The 20,714-nt window shown below is 63.5% G+C and carries 22 protein-coding genes and 1 pseudogene; 15 read left to right on the forward strand and 8 right to left on the reverse strand.

Translation table 11 applies throughout. The features are described from left to right. The first annotated feature begins 51 nt into the window (after window positions 1-51). Entirely contained in the window at window positions 52-1,740 is a 1,689-nt protein-coding gene (gene cydD, locus QMA15_RS00285) for a thiol reductant ABC exporter subunit CydD (protein ID WP_279163550.1), read from the forward strand. Then, entirely contained in the window at window positions 1,730-3,418 is a 1,689-nt protein-coding gene (gene cydC / locus QMA15_RS00290) for a thiol reductant ABC exporter subunit CydC (protein WP_279163551.1), read from the forward strand. The genes cydD and cydC overlap by 11 nt, the downstream gene beginning before the upstream one ends. Before the next feature lie 233 nt (window positions 3,419-3,651). On the opposite strand, the gene QMA15_RS00295 is transcribed toward cydC, so the two are convergent. The 8 genes from QMA15_RS00295 to QMA15_RS00325 all read right to left on the reverse strand — a co-directional run bounded on the left by QMA15_RS00295 (window position 3,652) and on the right by QMA15_RS00325 (window position 8,900). Beyond that, entirely contained in the window at window positions 3,652-4,692 is a 1,041-nt protein-coding gene (locus tag QMA15_RS00295; protein WP_279163552.1) for a type IV toxin-antitoxin system AbiEi family antitoxin domain-containing protein, read from the reverse strand. A gap of 144 nt (window positions 4,693-4,836) precedes the next feature. Further along, window positions 4,837-5,442, reverse strand: coding sequence for an FABP family protein (locus QMA15_RS00300; protein ID WP_170320401.1), 606 nt, complete (start codon window positions 5,440-5,442; stop codon window positions 4,837-4,839). A gap of 291 nt (window positions 5,443-5,733) precedes the next feature. Continuing rightward, window positions 5,734-6,039, reverse strand: coding sequence for a DUF1416 domain-containing protein (locus QMA15_RS00305; RefSeq protein WP_003939797.1), 306 nt, complete (start codon window positions 6,037-6,039; stop codon window positions 5,734-5,736). A 2-nt stretch (window positions 6,040-6,041) separates the two neighbouring features. Continuing rightward, window positions 6,042-6,875, reverse strand: a complete 834-nt coding sequence (locus QMA15_RS00310) for a sulfurtransferase (RefSeq protein WP_020908929.1) — start codon at window positions 6,873-6,875, stop codon at window positions 6,042-6,044. 74 nt (window positions 6,876-6,949) lie between these two features. Then, on the reverse strand, window positions 6,950-7,420 hold the full coding sequence (locus QMA15_RS00315) for a DUF4395 domain-containing protein (protein ID WP_020970613.1): 471 nt from the start codon (window positions 7,418-7,420) through the stop codon (window positions 6,950-6,952). 130 nt (window positions 7,421-7,550) lie between these two features. Beyond that, a complete protein-coding gene (locus QMA15_RS32740) occupies window positions 7,551-7,637 on the reverse strand; it encodes a putative leader peptide (protein WP_350318872.1) in 87 nt (28 codons plus the stop codon). 10 nt (window positions 7,638-7,647) lie between these two features. Then, on the reverse strand, window positions 7,648-8,124 hold the full coding sequence (locus QMA15_RS00320) for a thioredoxin family protein (protein WP_020970612.1): 477 nt from the start codon (window positions 8,122-8,124) through the stop codon (window positions 7,648-7,650). Beyond that, entirely contained in the window at window positions 8,121-8,900 is a 780-nt protein-coding gene (locus tag QMA15_RS00325; protein WP_003939847.1) for an LmeA family phospholipid-binding protein, read from the reverse strand. Before QMA15_RS00325 ends, QMA15_RS00320 begins: the two co-directional genes overlap by 4 nt. A 141-nt stretch (window positions 8,901-9,041) precedes the next feature. Between QMA15_RS00325 and QMA15_RS00330 the strand changes: the two genes are divergently transcribed. The 13 genes and pseudogenes from QMA15_RS00330 to QMA15_RS00390 all read left to right on the forward strand — a co-directional run bounded on the left by QMA15_RS00330 (window position 9,042) and on the right by QMA15_RS00390 (window position 20,672). Continuing rightward, window positions 9,042-9,794, forward strand: a complete 753-nt coding sequence (locus QMA15_RS00330) for a response regulator transcription factor (RefSeq protein WP_003939728.1) — start codon at window positions 9,042-9,044, stop codon at window positions 9,792-9,794. A 1-nt stretch (window position 9,795) separates the two neighbouring features. After that, window positions 9,796-10,695 (forward strand): mycothiol synthase, encoded by a 900-nt coding sequence (gene mshD, locus QMA15_RS00335; RefSeq protein ID WP_021345410.1) that lies wholly within the window; start codon window positions 9,796-9,798, stop codon window positions 10,693-10,695. A 193-nt stretch (window positions 10,696-10,888) separates the two neighbouring features. Further along, the gene (gene pstS, locus QMA15_RS00340) at window positions 10,889-12,007 is read left to right on the forward strand and encodes a phosphate ABC transporter substrate-binding protein PstS (RefSeq protein WP_019745088.1); all 1,119 of its coding nucleotides are present in this window, start codon (window positions 10,889-10,891) and stop codon (window positions 12,005-12,007) included. 62 nt (window positions 12,008-12,069) lie between these two features. Next, window positions 12,070-13,161, forward strand: a complete 1,092-nt coding sequence (gene pstC, locus QMA15_RS00345) for a phosphate ABC transporter permease subunit PstC (protein ID WP_007733846.1) — start codon at window positions 12,070-12,072, stop codon at window positions 13,159-13,161. Between the two features lie 3 nt (window positions 13,162-13,164). Then, window positions 13,165-14,073: a phosphate ABC transporter permease PstA gene (gene pstA / locus QMA15_RS00350; protein WP_003940100.1), complete on the forward strand. Its 909-nt coding sequence runs from the start codon at window positions 13,165-13,167 to the stop codon at window positions 14,071-14,073. Between the two features lie 58 nt (window positions 14,074-14,131). Continuing rightward, window positions 14,132-14,908 (forward strand): phosphate ABC transporter ATP-binding protein PstB, encoded by a 777-nt coding sequence (pstB, locus tag QMA15_RS00355; protein WP_019745087.1) that lies wholly within the window; start codon window positions 14,132-14,134, stop codon window positions 14,906-14,908. A 281-nt stretch (window positions 14,909-15,189) separates the two neighbouring features. Further along, a complete protein-coding gene (gene ureA / locus QMA15_RS00360) occupies window positions 15,190-15,492 on the forward strand; it encodes an urease subunit gamma (RefSeq protein ID WP_003939800.1) in 303 nt (100 codons plus the stop codon). After that, window positions 15,489-15,773, forward strand: a pseudogene (ureB, locus tag QMA15_RS00365) (urease subunit beta); the annotation flags it as partial. The gene ureA and the pseudogene ureB, both read left to right, overlap by 4 nt. A 182-nt stretch (window positions 15,774-15,955) precedes the next feature. Beyond that, window positions 15,956-17,665: an urease subunit alpha gene (locus QMA15_RS00370; RefSeq protein ID WP_290283542.1), complete on the forward strand. Its 1,710-nt coding sequence runs from the start codon at window positions 15,956-15,958 to the stop codon at window positions 17,663-17,665. Window positions 17,666-17,669: 4 nt separating this feature from the next. Continuing rightward, window positions 17,670-18,359 carry an urease accessory UreF family protein gene (locus QMA15_RS00375; RefSeq protein ID WP_279163553.1) on the forward strand — a complete coding sequence of 230 codons (690 nt, stop codon included), beginning with the start codon at window positions 17,670-17,672 and terminating at the stop codon, window positions 18,357-18,359. Continuing rightward, window positions 18,352-19,098, forward strand: a complete 747-nt coding sequence (gene ureG, locus QMA15_RS00380; RefSeq protein WP_279163554.1) for an urease accessory protein UreG — start codon at window positions 18,352-18,354, stop codon at window positions 19,096-19,098. The genes QMA15_RS00375 and ureG overlap by 8 nt, the downstream gene beginning before the upstream one ends. Then, window positions 19,098-19,835 carry an urease accessory protein UreD gene (locus QMA15_RS00385; protein WP_020970608.1) on the forward strand — a complete coding sequence of 246 codons (738 nt, stop codon included), beginning with the start codon at window positions 19,098-19,100 and terminating at the stop codon, window positions 19,833-19,835. The genes ureG and QMA15_RS00385 overlap by 1 nt, the downstream gene beginning before the upstream one ends. A gap of 90 nt (window positions 19,836-19,925) precedes the next feature. After that, window positions 19,926-20,672, forward strand: coding sequence for an SDR family oxidoreductase (locus QMA15_RS00390; RefSeq protein ID WP_256063130.1), 747 nt, complete (start codon window positions 19,926-19,928; stop codon window positions 20,670-20,672). The last annotated feature ends 42 nt before the right edge of the window (window positions 20,673-20,714 follow it).

Consider the following 20,714-nt stretch of genomic DNA (forward strand, 5'->3'; position numbering starts at 1 on the left):
CCTTGAATCACGGAACATTCGAATGACGAAAGAACTGACGGTCGAATTCACGTGACTATCGAAGTAGGCGACGCTCCCACCACTCGGGAGCGTCGCCGGGGGCCGATCGACCCGCGGCTGTGGCGACATTCCGCTTCTGCGCGCGGCTATCTGATCCTGACGGTCGCTCTGTCGATGGTGAACGTCGTGATGGTCATCGTCGCGGCGCTCATGATCGGCCGAGTGCTGGCCGGAGTGATCACCACTCGAACTGTGGATGTTTCTTCGTGGACGACCGAATTGGTTGTTCTGGCCGCAGCTGTTGCGGTCAGGGTTCTGGGGACCTGGCTGCAGACCAGGTATGCGCACCGGGCGTCGACTCGTGTCGTTGCCGAGATCAAGAACGGCGTGCTGACGTCGGCGACGGCGATGAGTCCGCGCGATCTGGATCCTCGGCGTGACGAGATCGCGACCGTGGTCACCCGCGGTGTCGACGGCCTCGGTCCGTACCTGACTGGATACCTTCCGGCTCTGGTCCTGTCGGTGACACTGACGCCTATCACCCTGATAGTCATTGCGGTGCAGGACATGACGTCCGCGGTCATCATTTTCGTGACGCTGCCGCTGATCCCGATCTTCATGATTCTGATCGGCTTGCTGACGAAGGGTAAGTCGGAGAAGACACTGGCCGCGATGACCACGCTGTCTTCGCAACTGCTCGATCTACTTGCCGGACTGCCGACGCTACGAGCGCTCGGTCGTCAGCAAGGCCCTGCCGAGCGTGTCCGTGAACTCGGTGACGCCCATCGACGGACGACCATGTCTGCTCTGCGCGTTGCGTTCCTGTCCTCGATGGTGCTTGAACTGCTCGCAACACTCTGCGTCGCATTGGTGGCCGTGAGCATCGGCTTGCGACTCGTGTACGGGGACATGTCACTCGAGCCGGGGATAGTCGCGTTGATCCTCGCACCCGAGGTGTATCTGCCACTTCGGATGGTGGGAACCCAGTTCCACGCCGCCGAGGACGGAATGGCAGCAGCCGACAAGGCATTCGAGGTGATCGAGGCGGATTCTGCCGCACCGGAGGGTGGTAGCACGACGGTGGTCGCTTGCGGCGCCGACATCGTCTTCGACGGACTCGGCGTGACCTCTCGTGGGGGAGTCGCACCGTCTCAACTTTCCGCCGTGGCGTTGCCAGGGGCGATCACCGTGCTCACCGGTCCCAACGGCTGCGGCAAGTCGACGGCAGTGCACGCGCTACTCGGACTGATCGAACCGAGCAGTGGCCGCGTGACGGTCGCCGGCGTCGATGTCCGAGACCTGGACGAGCACGCGTGGTGGAGTCAGTTGGCATGGCTTCCCCAGCATCCGGTCCTCCTACCTGGCACCGTTCGTGAAAATCTCGATCTCACCGGGGTCGTCGATGCGCAAGCATTGGCTCGCGCCGCTGCTGCGACGGGATTCGACGCGGTATTGGCCGAGCTGCCTGCGGGTGTCGAGACCGTTATCGGCGTCGGCGGCACAGGTTTGTCGCTGGGGCAGCGACAACGACTGGCGCTGACACGCGTGCTCGCCTCCGACCGCGCAGTTCTTGTCCTGGACGAACCCACCGCTCACCTCGATTCCGATTCTGAAGGGACAGTGTTGGCTTCTCTGAGAGCACGGGCGGAGCTCGGCGACACTGTTGTCGTGATCGGCCACCGTCCAAGTGTGCTCGCCGCAGCTGACCGGATCGTCGAGGTGCGCGCTCATGAGAAGTGACGCTCACGATCCGCTTCTGCGTGCTCTTCGGCTACTGGAACTTCGACCACGACGCGTACTGACGGCGGTGGCCGCCGGTGTGGCAACACTCGGTAGCGCACTCGCCTTGGCCGCGCTGTCCGCATGGTTGATCACGCGCGCGTGGGAGATGCCTCCCGTTCTCGATCTCAGCGTCGCTGTGGTTGCCGTGCGTGCACTGGGAATCTCGCGTGGCGTCTTCCGCTATCTCGAGCGATTGACGACGCACGACGTCGCATTGCGCGGCACCACCGCAGCGCGGTCGAGGATCTACCAGCAGTTGGCAGCGGGAGATCCCGCGGCCGCCGCCGGACTACGACGCGGTGACCTGCTCTCCCGTACGGGCTCCGACGTGGACGCGCTGGGCGACGTCGTCGTCAAAGCGCTGATCCCGATTGCTGTTTCGGTTGTCCTCGCCTTCGCCGCGGTGGGAATCCTGTTGTTCATCTCGGTTCCGGCCGCACTCATTCTGGCTGTTGCGCTGGCGGTGTCCGGGATTGCGGCGCCCTGGCTGTCGGCGCGAGCTGCTCGACTTGCGGAGGCCGACAGTTCAGCTGCCGCAGCGCGATTCAGTGAGTCGGCGGTGACCGCGCTCGACCATTCCGCTGAGCTTCGAGTATCAGGTCGCTTGGATCAGGCGGTGAGCGAGGCTGTGTCCGCCGAGAACGAGGTGGTCGATGCAACCGATCGCGCGGCGGTACCGAGTGCCTTTGCCGCCGCTGCGACGCCCCTGGCAATCGGTGTGAGCGTCCTCGGTGCCCTGTTGATCGGAATTACGCTGTACGGAACCACCGACATGTCACCGATGTCCATGGGAATCCTTGTACTGCTTCCGCTGTCGGCTTTCGAGGGAACCGCGATACTGCCCAGCGCGGCGGTGGCGTTGACCAAGGCGCGGCTGGCGTCGGCTCGCATCATGGCGGTACTCGATCGAGCCGACGCGGAACACGTCGAAGGAAATCGTGCGTGGCCGGAGAACGGGATTCTCAGCGTGCATGCATTGCAGGCGGGTTGGCCCGGGGGAAAGGTGACCGAACCGCTCTCCGTGGATCTTCCTCGCGGTGCCCGCGTTGCCGTCGTCGGGGAGAGTGGATCCGGAAAGACCACCGCACTGATGACGACGGCGGGGTTGCTGCCGCCCGTCGCGGGAACAGTTCGCGTTGGCGCAGTGGATATTTCGGATATCGATCCGGCCGAACTGCGCAGGCACGTGGGGTACTTCGCCGAAGATGCACACCTCTTCGAGACGTCGGTACTCGAGAATCTGCGCGTTGCGCGGGGTGACCTCACCGCCGAGGACGCGGAGAAGGCACTTGCCGCAGTTGGTCTCGGCGACTGGCTGTCGGAACTGCCGGAAGGGCTCGACACCTACCTGGTCGGCGGTATGCGAGCGGTTTCGGGCGGTGAGCGTCGTCGGTTGCTGTTGGCACGCGCGATCGTCTCGCCTGCGGAGGTGCTGCTGCTCGACGAGCCGACCGAGCACATGGACGCGGAGGCCGGTGCTCAGTTGCTCCGCGAGTTGCTCGCTCGCGACGCAACGCTGGTCGATTCTTCGCGAACCGTTGTTGTCGTCACCCACCAACTTCCGGACGGCACAGCAGCTGACCAGGTGATATGCGTCGGAAAAGTTTCTGTGGAAAATACGTTGCCGTCGTCGTGAAGTGGGCGTACTTTCTCCTTTACACAAGGAAGGAGGTGGTCTGAAATTGAAGTACAGACGGACGCGTGAGGTGGCTGCCAGCTAGCCGCAATCGCTGATGGAATTCACTTACCGCGTGAGCGGCCGGCGAATCCCAGGCAGCCACCCGACCCCCGAGCCCCCGATCAGTCCGACCGGGATCCGCGCGAAAGCGTGGGTGTGGCTCGGGGGTCGCTTCGTGCTGTGCGCCTTTATTAACCCCCGGCGGTTAATAAAGGCGCACAGCGTGGACAAGGATTAGGCCCCCACCATCCACCGCGCTCGAGGATCGCTCTGACCTCGGCTGCAGTTCGGCACGAGGCCCCCTCCACCTCCTCCCAACCGAAGACCAGTGTGGCGTTGCCTGACAGTTCGGATGCGTTACCTCGCCGCCGATCCCGCAGTGCAGTCGCCCGAGAAGAGTGGAAGGCAAAACCGTCGAGTCGAACGATCAGTGCGACACCGCAATTGCGGTAGTCGACGTCCTCGTAGAGAGTTCTCCCATCGACGAGGACCGGCGATTGCCGTCGCGCTTCCGGTAAACCGTGTGCTCGCTCGACTTCGATTGCATAGCGATGCTCGAGTACCGACTGGACGCCGCGATCCAAGAGGTCCAACGTCGAGGACAGCGCTTTGACATATCGCCTCGGCCGGCGGCATTCCATTCGGGTGCGTAGTTCCATCCGGGACACCTTGCACGCCGTGGCCGATCGGACCAGAGAACGAGCGGCGTCGCGAGCCGACGGCTCTGCAACCGCCAGGTCAATTGCGGTGTCAGCCAGCGAAGTACGAGCAGGCTGAGTGGCAACGCCGATGTGGGCCTGAGCGCGTGAACGATGAACGATCACTCCGGGATGGGCAGTGGACCACCCCAACGGAACGGGGCGCGCCGGGGAGCGTTCGGGTCTGACCGTCGGCCTCTGACAGCGTGAGGATCTGCCGTATCGGACAGTGATGTGGACCGGCAGTTCGGACTCGATGTCCGTGAGCCCCCACTCTTCAGCAGCAGTCCGGTGACTCAGGTAGGTCTCTCCGCCGCCGAACAGAAGGGCGGCCTCGAGAATCATTGCTCGGTTGAGTGGGCCGTTGGTGCTGGATTGAACGCCGTGGAGGACGGAAGTCCATTGACCCGATTCGACCAGATGTTGGATGCGCCGCGGTGAATAGCCGAAAGGGCGTAGTTGTTTATTGGTCGCGAGTCCGTGTTGGAAGTCGAAGAGTCTTCGGAGATCAGGATCGATGTAGTCGCAGTTCATGCGAATACCGTGAGATCGCGGTCCGACAGGAATCGGTCGAAACTGCCGCTCCAGAGCCCACCTGTGGAATTTGTCGGTGCCTGTGGATGGATCTGCTGTGCGCCTTTATTAACCGCCGGGGGTTAATAAAGGCGCACAGCAGAACTAGCCGATGTAGCGGGTCAGCCGCGCCGAGAGGCGCGGTTCCAGGCCACCGTCAGACATGATCCGCTCTTCGACGTACGCGAGGTCGCCGCCTTCGACGATGCCGTAGAGGCGCTTCGCGCCGCCGTACAGTGCACCGGACTGGCTGCGGATCACCACGTCGGTGGCAAGTTCCCACGACGCCTGGGTAAGCGCACGGCCGTAGTACATTTCGACGACGCCGGAGCTGTGGCTGAGCAGGAGCTCGACGACTTCCTGGTTGACGCTGCCCGGGATGCCGTCGCCGCCCATGCGCCAGTAACCGCTCTCGCGCAGATCAGGGCTCACGTACTTGCCCTCGGCGTCGAGACGCCAAGATCGGGACTCCCAATTGAGGTAGGGGCCACCGTCGTGAGAGATGACGATCTGCTGACCGAAGGCGTAGTCGCCGGTCTCGTCGTGCCCTTCACCTTCGCCGCGCCAGACGCCGACGAGGGGGAGCAGTGCGAGGAGTTCGGGATTGATGTCCGGGCCGAGGCGCAGGTTTGCGGTGTCCTCGGGCAACGGAAGGTCCGGCAGGGTCGGAATGTTGAGCGACGCCGTCGACTTGGAGCGCTCGACGGCGATGGCGACAGCTTCGTCCCCGCTGCCGCGCCTTACGGCACCTGCAGCGGCGGAATCGTCAGCGGTCGCGTCGGACCCTGAATCCGGAGCCTGACTCACGACTCGTCGGTGACCAAGCGGTACACGACGTACACGGAGAACCAAGCGATCATGACGGATGCGAGTGCGAGGAGTACCTCGAAGAAAATGACCACGGGTACATCTTAGACCGCGGCGACCGACCGGAAAAATCGGGAGCCGGAATGCAGAAGGCCCCGCACCGAAGGGGTGCGGGGCCGCCTGAAAAAGCAGGAATTACTTGCTGACGGTCACGTCCACGTTGTGCACGCCCGAGCCCTCGGGAGCGACGGTGGATGTGCCGTTGCCCGAGCTGGACAGTGCACGCACGGTCCACTCGCCCGGAGCGGCGAAGAAGCGGAAATCGCCGGTTCCCGATGCCACGACCTCGGCCGTGAACTCTCCGGAGCCGTCGAGCAGGCGCACGAATGCGCCGCCGATGGGCTGGCCGTCAGCGGCGAGAACGCGGCCGGTGATGACCGTTTCCTTCTCGACGTCGACGCCGGCAGGCAGGGTCTGCCCCTGGGTAGGTGCTCCACACATGATCAGGCTCCCAATTCGATCGGTGCGCCGACGAGTGAGCCGTATTCGACCCAGCTGCCGTCGTAGTTCTTGACGTTGTTCTTGCCGAGGATCTCCTGCAGTACGAACCAGGTGTGGCTCGAGCGCTCGCCGATGCGGCAGTAGGCGATCGTTTCCTTGGTGTCGTCGAAGCCCTTCTCCGCGTACAGCTTGGTGAGGTCGTCGTCCGACTTGAAGGTGCCGTCCTCGTTGGCGGTGGTGCTCCACGGGATGTTGATGGCTCCGGGGACGTGGCCACGCTGCTGCGCCTGCTCCTGCGGAAGGTGGGCGGGAGCGAGGATCTTGCCGGAGAACTCGTCAGGGCTGCGAACGTCGACGAGGTTCTTGCTGCCGATGGCGTCGATGACCTCGTCGCGGAATGCGCGGATCGAGAAGTCGGGGGTCTCGGCCTTGTACTGCGTGGCTTCGCGGTTGACTGCGTCCTTGGAGAGCGGGCGTCCGTCGAGTTCCCACTTCTTGCGGCCGCCGTCGATCAGCTTGATGTCCTGGTGGCCGTACAGCTTGAAGTACCAGTACGCGTAAGCGGCGAACCAGTTGTTGTTGCCACCGTAGAGAACGACGGTGTCGTCGTTCGCAATACCCTTGGCGGAGAGCAGGTCCGAGAACTGCTCCTGGTTCAGGAAGTCGCGTCGGACGCCGTCCTGGAGGTCCTTGCGCCAGTCGAGCTTGACTGCACCCTCGATGTGGCCGCCGTCGTATGCGCTGGTGTCCTCGTCCACCTCGACAAAAACGGTCTTGGGGGTGTTGAGGTTCTGCTCAGCCCAGTCAGCGGAGACTAGGACGTCGGAGCGAGCCATGGTGTTCCTTTCGATGTGGTCTTGCATCGGTCGATATCTAGCAGGGGTTCAGCGGGGTTGTGTGGCAAGCGTTTTCACGCGGTGGTCGCGCGGCCGGTATTTCGCAGCCTGGCGACGAGTGGGTAGATCTGGCAGCCGAGGCAGATGCCGAACGCGGCGTTGAGCAGGGCCGCGAACAGGGCGAAGCCGGTGGCAACGGTGCCGACGATCGTCGACCCGGCCAGGAAACCGACCGTGCCTGCCAACGCGAAGACGAAGCCGACGAACTGAGCGAAGCGCAACGGCGCCACGGGTTCGCGTTCGCTGACCGGCGAGAGTCGCGGGGCGACGAGCTTGCCGAAGATCTGGCCGTACGGGCTGCGCTTGGGGCCGAGTACCGCTCCGACTGCGAAGACGATCGCCTGCAATGCGAGAACGACGGTGGCGGCGGGCAGAGAGAAGGTCGAGAGGATGAGCGTGAGAACGAGAACGCCGGTGGTGACCCACGCGGCGAACCGAGGTCCGCGGACGTCGACTTGCTCGAGCTGGGCTGTGGTTGTGGACATCGGGAGTGCTCCTGCGCTGGATTGCATGGTGCTTGCCTGGACCGAGAAAAGGGGACGCAAAAGTCCCACTCGGTGGATTGATCACGTGAGCGAAAGCTCGAAGGTCAGAGAGATCTGACGGATGTGGTGATCAGCAACAGGTACAGCAACAGCCCCCGAGGCGGCACAGGTCTACTGCGCGGCGTCGGGTGAGCATCAGCTCGTGGCGGGTTTGCACGTCGGCGAGTTTACCCCGAATTCTCGGATTTTGGCTCGTGGGGTCCGGATAGTGGTACGAGCGCAGCTTTCAGATCGGCTGCGGACGGCACTCCGGACACTCGGAACTGTTCCTCCAGGCCACCGTCGAGGATGAACGTGGTGGGCAGCGACAGGACGCTCATTTCGCGTGCCAGGGCCGGTTCTTTGTCGATGTCGAGTTCGATCTCCACCGGCGGACGGGGAGCGTCCGCCATCGAAACCACAACCTGGCCGACGACGCGGCGTACTGCCGCGCACGGTCCGCACCAGTCGGCAGAGAAATGCAGTACGACGGGTCCGCCGTTCGGCGAAGAGACTCCGGCAGAACTCAGCAGTTCGAGGCGACTGTCAGCGGCGCCGGCTGCGGCAGGCGTGGTGACTCGGACCTTCCCGTTGCGTGACTTGAGAAAGAGCCCGACCGCGACGACGGCGACAAGCGCGACCAGCAGAATTGTGATCCCGGTCATCGGTTCTGCAGCTCTGCGAGATCGATCGTCGTGTTTTCGGCGCTGCCTTCGATCACGATTCTTCCGCCTTCCGCGTAGACCAGGCTCGGCTGAATTCCGTAGGGGAGTGCCTGCGGATCGATCGTGTAGCTGAACAATCCGAGGACCACGGGTTCGAGTGCTGCGGGGATCGAGAAATCGGCTTTGCCCTCCGGACCGAAGTACAGGTTGCTTGCGACGATCTTGACCTGCCCACCTTCCAGAACCAGGTTGGCCTGGACGCTCACTGCAGTCTCGACCGGACCGACGGCAACCGTTCCGGTCAGCACGACGGCCCCCGCGGTGCTCGCGCCCGTTCCACCGCTGCCCCCGGTGCCATCCGACTTGTTGGCCGGCGGCGAAGATACCTGCAGGTCAGGGATGTTGAGCAGCTTTCCGAGGTCGGTGGCGTTGATTCCCATCCGGCCGTCGAGTTTGTCGACGGGGAGCTGGGTGACATTGCCGTTCACGATGTCGGAGAAGGGAACGGTGACCCCGCGCAGGTCGGCTTCGACGGTCACTTCGCCGACCACGTCGCTCTGGACGCCGGTAGCTCTGACGTAGACGTCCTTGTATTTCCCGCCGAGTGCTTGGGTGAGGAAGGGGAACCCGTTGAAGGTGACCTCCGGATCCGACTCGAGTGATGCGCCGGTTCGGAGCTCGCGGGAAACCCGGTACTCGGCGTACGCGGCAGCGCCGAAATCGGCCACCAGTCCGAGGCCGAGGAGAAAGACGATGCCGATGATCAGTTTGCGCACCGCACCATTGTGACGGACTCCGGTCGGGGTTCGATGCGACGGCCCCGGTACCAGGCACGCTAATGTAGGGACCGACCAAAAGCGTCGAACTACTCGAGCGTTGCCCTCACGGGTTGCGCGGGCTACTAGATAGGAGGCCGTGTGGAACTGCTCCTCCTCACCTCCGACCCCAACCCGGAAGCTGTACTACCGGCGTTGGCGTTGCTGGCGCACTCGGTTCGGCCTGCCCCCACAGAGGTTTCCTCGCTACTCGAGGCAAGTTCCGCGGACGTGGCATTGGTGGATGCGCGCACTGATCTAGCTGCCGCACGCGGGTTGTGTCGATTGCTCGGAAGCACAGGATCCGCAGTACCTGTGGTCGCCGTCCTCACCGAAGGCGGACTCGTTGCCGTCAACGCCGACTGGGGGTTGGACGACATCCTGCTTCCCGGTACCGGTCCGGCTGAGGTGGACGCCCGATTGCGGTTGTTGGTCGCCCGCAGCGGCGGTGTTGCCAGTCCGGAAGCGTCGGGAAAGATCACGCTGGGCGAACTGGTTATCGACGAGGGGACGTACACGGCACGACTGCGTGGACGGCCCCTTGATTTGACTTACAAGGAATTCGAGCTGCTCAAGTACCTCGCGCAGCATGCCGGTCGGGTATTCACCCGGGCACAGCTGTTGCAGGAAGTGTGGGGCTACGACTTCTTCGGCGGCACCAGGACGGTCGACGTCCACGTGCGTCGTCTGCGGGCGAAACTCGGCACCGAATACGAGTCCTTGATCGGTACAGTCCGAAATGTCGGATACAAGGCAGTGCGTCCGACGAGGGCCAAGGGCGGCGCAGCTGCTCCCGTTCAGTTCGAGGACGATGAAGACGTCGACTACGACGCGGCCGACGGATCGGTGGTCTGACGTGGGTTGGACAGATTCACTGCCGGCCGGATCCGCCGAGCAGGTTTCCGCGCTTCTCGATCGCGCGACCGAGTTCGACGGCAAGGCGCCCGTGTCGGAACAGGGGCGCCATGCCGTTGCCGGGCGTGGCGCAGCACGACACTTTGTCGAACTCGACGGCGATACGGTCGTCGGTTATGCACAGCTGCAAGCCGGTTCGGACGAGCATCCCGACATGGCCGAGTTGGTGGTCGACCCGCAGGCGCGGCGCCGCGGTATCGGAACCAGGCTTGCCGCAGCGGTATTCGACGAAGGTCGGCCGGGCACGCGAGTCTGGGCGCACGGAAACGTCGACGCCGCAGTGGAATTCGCCAAGAGCCTCGATCTGGTCAGCGTTCGTGAACTCCTCCAGCTGCGTCGACCGCTCGATGCTCCGCAGCTTCCGGAAATCGTTGTGCCCGAAGGTATAACGATGCGGACGTACCGTGGGCCCGAAGACGATTCCGAGATCCTTCGCGTCAACAATGCGGCCTTCTCCTGGCATCCCGAGCAGGGTGGCTGGACCCAGGCGGAGATCGACGAGAGAACGGCCGAAGGCTGGTTCGACCCGGCCGGTCTGTTCATGGCGTTCGCGGACACCGATCCCGATACTCTTCTCGGCTTTCACTGGACCAAGGTGCACGCACCCGAAGGTGACGATCCGGAGTTGGGGGAGGTGTACGTCGTGGGTATCGATCCCGCGGCGCAGGGACGTGGTCTCGGCCGAGTGCTGACTCTCGCAGGCATGCATTACCTGCGAGATCGCGGCCTCGGAACGGTCCTTCTGTACGTCGAAGGTGACAACACTGCCGCCCTCCACACGTACGAGCGACTCGGCTTCGATCGGTTCCACGTGGACATGGCTTACGCTCGCGCGCTCTGACGTCACAGTCGAACACGCAGAAATGTCCAGTCTGTTCATTCTCTGTTAACCATGTGTGGTCCAACCGGACACCGCGCCCGCCTACTTTTCTCTGTGGGCAGCGCCGTGTTGCCTGATGCAGATTTCAATCATTTTGCATCTCATGTCGCCGCCCGATCGTGGGCGTGGCGGTAGCGATTTCCGGAGGATCTTGGTGAATCTCAAGCGCAGTGGTGCCCTGCTCGGTGTAGTGGCCGTGGGCGCCATGACCTTGGCCGCATGTGGCAGCGACAACAACTCGTCGTCGACGGGTGTGGACGCGTCCGCATCGAACGCAACGTGCGAAGGCAAGAGCAACCTCTCTGCCGCTGGTTCCTCGGCACAGAAGAATGCCATGGACCAGTTCGTCGCCACCTACATCTCCGTGTGCCAGGAAAAGGGCAAGACCGTCAACGTCGCCTACAACCCCAGCGGTTCGGGCGACGGTCGCACGCAGTTCATCGCCGGCCAGATCGACTTCGCCGGCTCCGACTCGGCCATCAAGGACGAGCAGGCCGACAAGGCCAAGGAGCGTTGCGTCGGCGGCGAAGCCTGGAACCTTCCCCTCGTCTTCGGCCCGATCGCGGTTGCATACAACCTCGACGGCGTCGACAAGCTCGTTCTCAACGCAGAAGTTCTCGCGAAGATCTTCAACGGTGGCATCACCAAGTGGAACGATCCGGCAATCGCCGCGCTCAACTCCGGTGCTTCGCTTCCCGACGAGAAGATCACCACCGTGATCCGCTCCGATTCCTCGGGCACCACCGACAACTTCCAGAAGTACCTCGACGCGGCATCGAACGGTGCTTGGACGTCGGGCGCAGGGTCCGACTTCACCGGTGGCGTCGGTGAGGGCGCCAAGGGTTCGGCGGGCGTTGCACAGGCAGTTGCCACGGCACCGGGTTCGATCACCTACGTCGAGAAGTCGTTCGCCGATCAGAACAAGCTCTCGGTTGCAGAAATCAACACCGGCTCCGAGGCAGTCGCACTGACCAACGACTCGGCCGCAAAGTCGATCGCAGGCGCGAAGTTCAAGTCCGACGCAACCGGCGACCTGACGCTCGACCTCGCGTCGATCTTCAAGACCAACGAAGCCGGCGCATACCCGCTGGTTCTCGCCACGTACTCGATCGTCTGCTCCAAGGGCTACGACGCGGACACCACCGCGGCAGTGAAGTCGTTCCTGACGAGCGCGGCCAACGAGGGTCAGGCCAACCTGGCCGAGCAGGGTTACGTCCCGCTGCCGGCCAACGTCCAGGATCGCCTCAACGCGTCCATCACGGCAATCAGCTGACCTAGAGACTCGTGCGGACAAGCTCATGGATCTACATTCAGACGTGAAGGAAGTGAGCGCACATGAGTGACGCGCCCATCACCTCGACATCTCGTTCTCCCGGCCCCGCAACCAGCGGGGCCGGGGTGGGCGGTCCGAACGGCACCACGGAGGACACGATTACTTCCACCAAGGCTCCAGAAACCGAGCATCCTCCGAAGGGTGACGGTCCGGGAAGCGGCAACAGCAAGACGGTGACCCGTCCGGGTGACCGCATCTTCAGCTCGCTCGCATCCGGTTCGGCAATCTTCATCACGGTTGTCATCGCGGCGATCGGCGCGTTCCTGATCTGGCGTGCTGTTCCTGCTTTGAGCCGGAACCAGGTCAACTTCCTGACCAGCCGTGAATGGGTGACGCAGAACATCAACGCGATGGCGTTCGGTGTCCTCGATCTTTTCCAGGTCACGGTGTTGGTCTCGCTGTTCGCACTGGTGCTCGCGATGCCGATCGCACTGGGCATCGCGATCTTCCTGACTTCGTACTCACCCAAGTGGCTCACGCGGCCACTGTCGTACACGATCGACCTTCTCGCGGCCGTGCCGTCCATCGTCTACGGCCTGTGGGGACTTCTCGTGTTCGCTCCGGCGATCACCCCGGTCGCGGTGTGGCTCAACGACACTCTCGGCTGGTTCCCGCTCTTCGCCGACGGCAGCGGATCGATCACCGGCGGCGGCACCATCTTCACCGCAGGCATCGTCCTCGCCGTGATGATCCTTCCGGTCATCACCGCAGTGACCCGCGAGGTGTTCATCCAGACCCCGCGCTCACAGATCGAAGCTGCACTCGCTCTCGGCGCCACGCGCTGGGAAGTTGTGCGCACCACGGTCATCCCGTTCGGTAAGTCCGGCTACATCAGCGGCTCGATGCTCGGTCTCGGACGCGCACTCGGCGAGACGATGGCGCTGTACCTGATCCTGCGCACCACCTCTCAGGCCTTCGGCTGGTCGCTGTTCGACGGCGGCTCGACCATCGCCTCCAAGATCGCCCTCGGCTACGCGGAGTTCAACAACGACATCCAGGCAGGCGCGTACATCGCGGCCGGACTGGTGCTGTTCGTACTGACCTTCGTCGTCAACGCGGCTGCCCGCGCAGTGATCGCCGGAAAGAAGGACTGACCCATGACCTCCACTCTGGACCGGCCGGTCAAGGCCCCCACTTTCCAAGGCGTCGGCGCCCGTCGTCGTGCCAAGGACGTCATCGCGACCATCCTGGTGAGCCTGGCAGTCGTCATCGCGCTCATCCCGTTGGTCTGGGTGCTCTTCACGGTCATCGCAAAGGGCCTGCCCGCTCTGACGTCGCCCACGTGGTTCACCAACTCACTGAGCGGATTGACGGCGTCGGCCGACGGCGGCGGTATCTATCACGCATTGATCGGCACCCTGCTGCAAGGCATCGTGTGTGCGGTCTTCTCCATCCCGCTCGGTATCTTCGTCGCGATCTACCTGGTGGAGTACGCCGACCGGAAGTCGAAGCTTGGCAAGCTCACCACGTTCATGGTCGACATCCTCAGCGGTGTTCCGTCGATCGTGGCCGCGCTGTTCATCTACGCACTGTGGATCGCGACCTTCGGCTTCCCCAAGTCCGCGTTCGCCGTGTCGCTGGCTCTGGTCCTTCTCATGGTCCCGGTCGTCATCCGCTCCACCGAGGAAATGCTGCGCATCGTCCCGATGGATCTGCGCGAGGCGTCGTACGCGCTCGGTGTGCCGAAGTGGAAGACCATCTCGAAAATCGTTCTGCCGACGGCGCTTCCCGGCATCATCACCGGCGTCATGCTGGCCCTGGCCCGCGTGCTCGGTGAGACCGCGCCGCTGCTGATCCTCGTCGGCTACGCGCCGTTCATCAACTTCGACCTGTTCAACGGCGAAATGGGCACTCTGCCTTCCGTCATGGTCGCCGAGATGAACAACCCCACCGATGCAGGCACCAACCGCATCTGGGGCGCAGCACTGACCCTGATCCTGCTGATCGCGATCCTCAACATCGTCGCGAAGCTGATCGGTCACTTCTCACAGGTCAGAAGCAAGTGATGCGGCCTCGGAACATGTTCGTACTCAACAGCGTCAACAACTCAGTAGGGAGCCGGTAATGGCCAAGCGTCTGGATCTCAAGGACGTCAACATCTACTACGGCAAGTTCCACGCCGTCGCCGATGTGGGCCTGTCCGTCCCGCCCCGGAGCGTCACCGCCTTCATCGGCCCGTCCGGTTGCGGCAAGTCCACCGTTCTCCGTTCACTCAACCGCATGCACGAAGTGATTCCCGGTGCGCGCGTCGAGGGTTCGGTCCTGCTCGACGGCGAGGACATCTACGGCTCGAACGTCGATCCTGTCGGCGTCCGCAAGACCATCGGCATGGTGTTCCAGCGACCCAACCCCTTCCCGACCATGTCCATCAAGGACAACGTCGTCGCGGGCTTGAAGTTGCAGGGCGAGCGCAGCAAGAAGAAGCTCGACGAGGTGGCCGAGCGTTCGCTGCGCGGTGCCAACCTGTGGACCGAGGTCAAGGATCGCCTCGACAAGCCCGGTGGCGGCCTCTCAGGCGGTCAGCAGCAGCGTCTGTGCATCGCGCGTGCCATCGCCGTCTCGCCCGACGTTCTGCTCATGGACGAGCCGTGCTCCGCGCTCGACCCGATCTCGACTCTCGCGATCGAGGACCTGATCACCGAGCTGAAGAAGGACTTCACGATCGTCATCGTCACGCACAACATGCAGCAGGCTGCGCGTGTGAGTGACCAGACGGCATTCTTCAACCTCGAGGCAACCGGTAAGCCCGGTCAACTCGTCGAGATCGACGACACCGAGAAGATCTTCTCGAACCCGACGCAGAAGGCCACCGAGGACTATATCTCCGGCCGCTTCGGATAGCCCCTGGGATTGCACACTGCACGATCATGTTTCACCCCCGTTTCCAACAGGAGACGGGGGTGAAACTTTTTGGTTGTGGTGATAGTTCCCACTCCGGGGCGCAGAGCTGAGCGTCGTTGGGCGCCCGAATAATTCGATGAGCAGCGTAAGTGCGCCGAGTGGGCGCTGAAGTAGCCGCCGATGTGAATCTCGTGGATACTGACGACGCTTCGGGCAATGCTAATCTCGGCCCGACAGCACGCTGTCGATCGATGTCGTTTCACAACCGGAAGGGCTTGTCAGTGCACCTCACCCCTTCAGATACCGAAAAGCTCCTCCTGAGCGTTGCGGGCATGGTAGCCCGCGACCGCCGCGAGCGCGGGGTACTGCTGAACTACCCCGAAGCGATGGCCCTGATCTCGTGTTGGATTCTCGAGCGTGCGCGTGACGGAATGACGGTTGCGGAACTGATGAACGCCGGTCGGCAAGTGCTCACCCGCGACGACGTGATGGAAGGGGTACCCGAGATGATTGCAAATGTCCAGGTGGAGGCCACTTTCCCGGACGGTCGCAAGCTGGTCACCGTGACGGAGCCCATTCGATGATCCCCGGTGAGGTACGTGTGTCCACCGAACCGCTCGAGTTCGGTACTGACGCGGAAAAGATCACGATGGTCGTCGTCAACGACGGCGACCGCCCCATTCAGATCGGTTCACATCTCCACCTTCCAGCGGCCAACCCGGCGCTGACCTTCGATCGCGAAGCGGCAGACGGCTTCCGGCTCGACATCCCCTCGGGAACGTCGGTTCGGTTCGAACCCGGGGTAAGCAGGACGGTGACACTGATCGCGCTCGGCGGACTCAAAAGGGTTCCGGGCCTGCAGATCGTGCGGGACGAAGACTTACCGACGCATGCGCGTGAGCCCAAGACCGTGATGCCGTTCGGCACGCCCGGTGTCGAGGTCGAAGAACCTTTGCGAGCGTCCTCGGTGAACGTTCGTGTGAGTGATGTTCCAGTCGAGGCGGATTCACCGGATGACGCCGCGACGCCAGTTGAGAGGACAGCCGAATGAGCAGGATCGATCGACGCGGTTACGCCTCCTTGTACGGCCCGACCGCGGGCGACCAGATCCGTTTGGCCGACACAGATCTGTGGATCGAGATCGAGCACGACTACACCGCGACCGGCGACGAGATGGTCTTCGGCGGCGGTAAGAGCATCCGCGAGTCGATGGGCCAGGGCCTGACCACTCGCGATCAGGGCGCTCTCGACGTCGTCATCACCAACACGGTGATCCTCGATCACTGGGGAATCGTCCGGGCAGACGTCGGAATTCGCGACGGACGCATCGTTGCGATCGGCAAGTCCGGTAACCCCGACATCATGGATGGCGTGCACCCCAAGTTGCTCATCGGGCCGAGCACCGACGTGATCGCCGGCGAGGGGAAGATCCTCACCGCGGGTGCGATCGACACTCACGTGCACTTCCTCAGTGAAATCGAGATGATGGAAGCGCTCGCGACCGGTACGACGACGGTGGCGGGCGGCGGAACGGGCCCAACCGAGGGAAGCAAGGCAACCACCGTCACGCCCGGTGCCTGGTCGCTGACGATGATGCACCGGGCCCTCGACCACATCCCGCTCAACGTTCTTCTCCTCGGCAAGGGCAGCACCGTCAGCCATGAGGCCATGCGTCAGGAAGCTCTCGCCGGCGCAGGTGGATTCAAGGTCCACGAGGACTGGGGTTCCACTCCGGCAGCGATCGACGCAGCTCTGCGAGCAGCCGACGAGTTCGGGCTCCAGGTGGCGCTGCACGCCGACAGCCTCAACGAAACCGGCTACGTACAGCACACTTTGGACGCGATCGCCGGACGCGGGATCCACGTGTTCCATGCGGAAGGCGCCGGCGGCGGGCACGCTCCGGACATCATCGTGACGGCAGGTGAGCCGAACGTTCTTCCGGCATCGACCAATCCGACGTTGCCGCACACCGTCAACACGGTTGCCGAGCACCTCGACATGCTCATCGTGTGTCATGCGCTCAATCCCCGGGTTCCGGAGGATCTTGCCTTTGCCGAGTCCCGGATCCGGCCGACAACTATTGCAGCGGAAGACTTTCTGCACGACATCGGTGCCATCTCCATCGCCTCGTCCGACGCCCAGGCGATGGGCCGTATCGGTGAGGTGACCCTGCGGACATGGCAGGTCGCCCACGTCATGAAGGCCCAGTACGGCAAGCTGGGCACCAGCATGCCGGCCGACAACGAGCGTGCGCGGCGTTACGTCGCCAAGTACACGATCTGCCCCGCGGTGGCTCACGGTATCGATCACGAGATCGGATCGGTCGAGGCCGGGAAGATGGCGGACCTGGTGCTGTGGGATCCCGCGTTCTTCGGTGTCCGTCCTTCTGCCGTGATCAAGGGTGGGGCGATAGTTGCTGCGCCGCTGGGTGATCCGAATGCTGCTATCCCGACCCCGCAGCCGGTGTTCGTTCGGCCGGCCATCGCGGCAACTCCGGGATCAGCCCCGCACCTGTCCACGACGTTCGTCTCGCCGATGGCCATCGAGGACGGTCTGGCCGGTCGTCTCGGTCTCACGCGCACCCTTACCGGTGTTCGTCCGACGAGGCACCTCACCAAGGCGGATATGCCGAACAACACGGCACTGCCGTCCATCGACGTCGATCCGGAGACGTTTGCCATCAAGGTCAACGGCGACCTGATCGCTCCCAACCCCGTTGACGTAGTGCCGATGGCTCAGCGCTACATGCTGTTCTGAAACCATGTCAATCGAGATGGCGTCTGCCGAGATAGCATCGATGCTCTTGGCAGACGGGCGTCTGCCTACCGGTGGTCACGCGCACTCGTCGGGGTTGGAACCGGCACTGGCGGGCGGACTCCTACAGAGTCAGGTCCCTGACTTCATTCGCGGTCGACTCGAAACAGTGGGACTTGTCGAGGCCGCTGCAACGGTGATCACGCGCCGCTGGGCCGTAAGTGCCGGTGGTGCAGGCGAACTCGAGGAGATCTCAAGGGAACTGCTCGCTCGGACGCCCAGCGCACCGCTGCGTGAGGCGTCTATTCAGCTCGGACGTGGACTGGCCAGGCTGGCGTCGCGATTGTGGCCGCAGCACCCCGCGGTCCAGATGCTCATGGCGCTGCCTGGGCATCCGATGCGTCCGCTCGCGTTGGGAGTCTTCACGGCGATCTCCGGGATGGACGACCTGCAGGCAGCCAGATCTTGTTTGTACGACGACGCTCAAACAGTGGCGTCGGCGGCACTGAAGCTACTGCCGGTGGATCCGGCAGAACCGGTCGAATGGTTGCTCCGAGCAGCCCCGACCATCGAAACCGTCGCCGCGGCTGCCGTAGCAGTCGAGGGCGTCACAGATATACCCGCAACAACAGGACCGTTGGTCGAACAATGGTCACTCGAACACCACGCTCGATCCAGGAGGATTTTCCGTGCTTGACAACCTGAACAACAACACCACCACTGCTGCAAGAGGTTTGAGGCTCGGCGTTGCCGGCCCCGTCGGCACCGGCAAAAGTACCCTCATCGCCACCATCTGCCGCGAGCTCGCGTCGGAGTACGAGATCGCGGTGGTCACCAACGACATCTACACCGACGAGGACGCGCGACTGTTGCGCGCGGCCAACGTACTTCCGATCGAGCGCATCGTCGCAGTCGAGACCGGAGCGTGCCCGCACACGGCCATCCGTGACGACGTGACGCCGAACCTCATTGCGGTCGAAGACCTCGAGCGTCAGTTCCATCCCCTCGACATGGTGATCGTGGAAAGCGGCGGTGACAACCTGACCGCCACGTTCAGCCCGGCACTGGTCGACGCCCAGATCTTCTGCATCGATGTCGCCGGCGGTGGAGACGTCGCACGTAAGGGTGGTCCCGGCATCGAGCGGGCAGATCTGTTGGTGGTCAACAAGATCGACCTGGCCCCGTACGTCGACGTCGACGCGGTCCAGATGGTTGCCGATGCCACGGCCGCGCGAGACGGACTTCCTGTTCTCGCGCTCAGCCAGAAGGATCACGCGACGATCGACCAGCTCAGTGCGTGGCTTCGCCAGGTCATCGCAGCTCACCGCGCGGGTAGTCACACCCCGCAGGATCCGGGGCCGATGGCGCCGCACTTCCATGCCGATGAAGAAGACCACGGACACGGTCACGGGCACAGCCACTCTCACGCTCACTGATGCGCACCGGAGCTACGCGGGTCGTCGTCGAGAGAGTGGGTGACACCGCTGTTGCGCGAGAGCTGATCTCGGGCGACTTCCTGGCCCCGCGGTTCGTCGACGCTCGCGGGCTCACCGTGCGAATTGCCTTGGTAGGGCACAGTGCAACGCTGCTGGCCGGCGACGACCTGCGTATCGAATTCGTAGTCGCTCCGGGTACGTGCCTCGAGGTGATCGAGCCGTCGGGGACCGTCGCGTACAACGCGCGTGGCGGCCGGGCGTCGTGGTCGGCTTCGGCGAGCGTCGGCGCCGGTGCGGCGCTGATCTGGCGCGCGGCACCGTTTGTCGTCGCGGGCGGCGCGGATGTGACCAGGCGCGTGGATATTTCACTGGAATCCGATGCGGTTGCGCTGCTCGACGAGATGATCGTGTTCGGCCGGACCGGCGAAACCGGCGGTGCCCTTCGCTCGGATCAGCGCATTACCGTCGACGGTGACGCGCTGCTCGTGGAAACACTCGACCTGCGTAGCGTGCCGGGCCGTTCGCTGCCGGGAATTCTCGGTGGCCATCGCGTGCTCGGTACGACCATGCTGTTGGGGATCAAGACTTCCGACGTGGTCGAAGGGCACGTGACGCCGCTGGCGGGAGCAGGGATGCTGGCACGGGCCGTGGCCGATCACGCACACGAGGCGAGCGCAGCGTTGGATCCGATCTGGTCGCAGTGGCGTGGGCGGGTTTCGCAGAAGTACAGCGACTGATTCGCCCGACCGTCACACTTCGGGAGGCTGCGTCGTCCAGTATGTGACCAGGCCGAAGAGAGCCGGGCGCACGGGTTTGACGGAGGCATCATGCAGATTGTTGTTCTGGGCGGAACCGGCCAGATGGGAAAGCTGCTCGTCGAGCAGGCGAAAATCGGGGGCCATGACGTCGTCGCCGCCGCTCGATCGACGGGAGTCGACATCTCCACGGGTGCGGGGTTGGACGAAGCATTTGTCGGTGCCGACGTTGTCATCGACGTGAGTGATCACGTCACCAACAGTGCCAAGAAGGCGATCGAGTTCTTCGAGACGGCAGCGAAGAACATCGCCGCGGCCGAAGCCAGAGCAGGCGTGAAGCATCACGTGCTGCTCTCGATCGTGAACTGCGACGATCCGCAGTTGAAGTCCTTCGGGTACTACCAGGGAAAGGCCGCGCAGGAACGCGCGGTGGAAGCGTCGGGCATTCCCTTCACGATCCTGCGATCCACTCAGTGGTTCGAGTTCGGCGAGAAGACCATCGCGCTCTTCGGACTGGGGCCGGTCGCGATGGTTCCCCGGATGCGCTCCCAACCGATAGCGGCGAAGACCGTCGCCGAGGCTCTGGTGACATGCGCTCAGAACGGTCCGACCGGGAGGGCTCCAGATCTCGCCGGGCCTGAGGTCCTCGAGATCCCGTCCATGACGCGTGAGATTTTGAAATACCGTGGCCGGCGCAAGTGGCTGATCCCGATCTCGATGCCGGGAGCGGGTAAGGCGATGAAGGGTGGGGCGCTGCTGCCCGGGCCGGGATCCACAACTGCAGGACCCACGTTGAAGACCTGGTTACACGAGAACTGAATAGGAAAGGCGGCCGCGCAAGTGCGCGGCCGCCTTTTACTC

Source organism: Rhodococcus sp. APC 3903, from assembly GCF_030407755.1.
GTDB classification, from domain to species: domain Bacteria; phylum Actinomycetota; class Actinomycetes; order Mycobacteriales; family Mycobacteriaceae; genus Rhodococcus_F; species Rhodococcus_F erythropolis.

Coding starts and splice junctions, on each gene's coding strand:
- cydC (WP_279163551.1), top strand. CDS start 1,730: ATGAGAAGTGACGCTCACGATCCGCTTCTGCGTGCTCTTCGGCTACTG.
- QMA15_RS00295 (WP_279163552.1), bottom strand. CDS start 4,692: ATGAACTGCGACTACATCGATCCTGATCTCCGAAGACTCTTCGACTTC.
- QMA15_RS00305 (WP_003939797.1), bottom strand. CDS start 6,039: ATGTGTGGAGCACCTACCCAGGGGCAGACCCTGCCTGCCGGCGTCGAC.
- QMA15_RS00310 (WP_020908929.1), bottom strand. CDS start 6,875: ATGGCTCGCTCCGACGTCCTAGTCTCCGCTGACTGGGCTGAGCAGAAC.
- QMA15_RS00315 (WP_020970613.1), bottom strand. CDS start 7,420: ATGTCCACAACCACAGCCCAGCTCGAGCAAGTCGACGTCCGCGGACCT.
- QMA15_RS00320 (WP_020970612.1), bottom strand. CDS start 8,124: ATGACCGGGATCACAATTCTGCTGGTCGCGCTTGTCGCCGTCGTCGCG.
- pstC (WP_007733846.1), top strand. CDS start 12,070: ATGAGTGACGCGCCCATCACCTCGACATCTCGTTCTCCCGGCCCCGCA.
- pstA (WP_003940100.1), top strand. CDS start 13,165: ATGACCTCCACTCTGGACCGGCCGGTCAAGGCCCCCACTTTCCAAGGC.
- pstB (WP_019745087.1), top strand. CDS start 14,132: ATGGCCAAGCGTCTGGATCTCAAGGACGTCAACATCTACTACGGCAAG.
- QMA15_RS00370 (WP_290283542.1), top strand. CDS start 15,956: ATGAGCAGGATCGATCGACGCGGTTACGCCTCCTTGTACGGCCCGACC.
- QMA15_RS00375 (WP_279163553.1), top strand. CDS start 17,670: ATGTCAATCGAGATGGCGTCTGCCGAGATAGCATCGATGCTCTTGGCA.
- QMA15_RS00385 (WP_020970608.1), top strand. CDS start 19,098: ATGCGCACCGGAGCTACGCGGGTCGTCGTCGAGAGAGTGGGTGACACC.
- QMA15_RS00390 (WP_256063130.1), top strand. CDS start 19,926: ATGCAGATTGTTGTTCTGGGCGGAACCGGCCAGATGGGAAAGCTGCTC.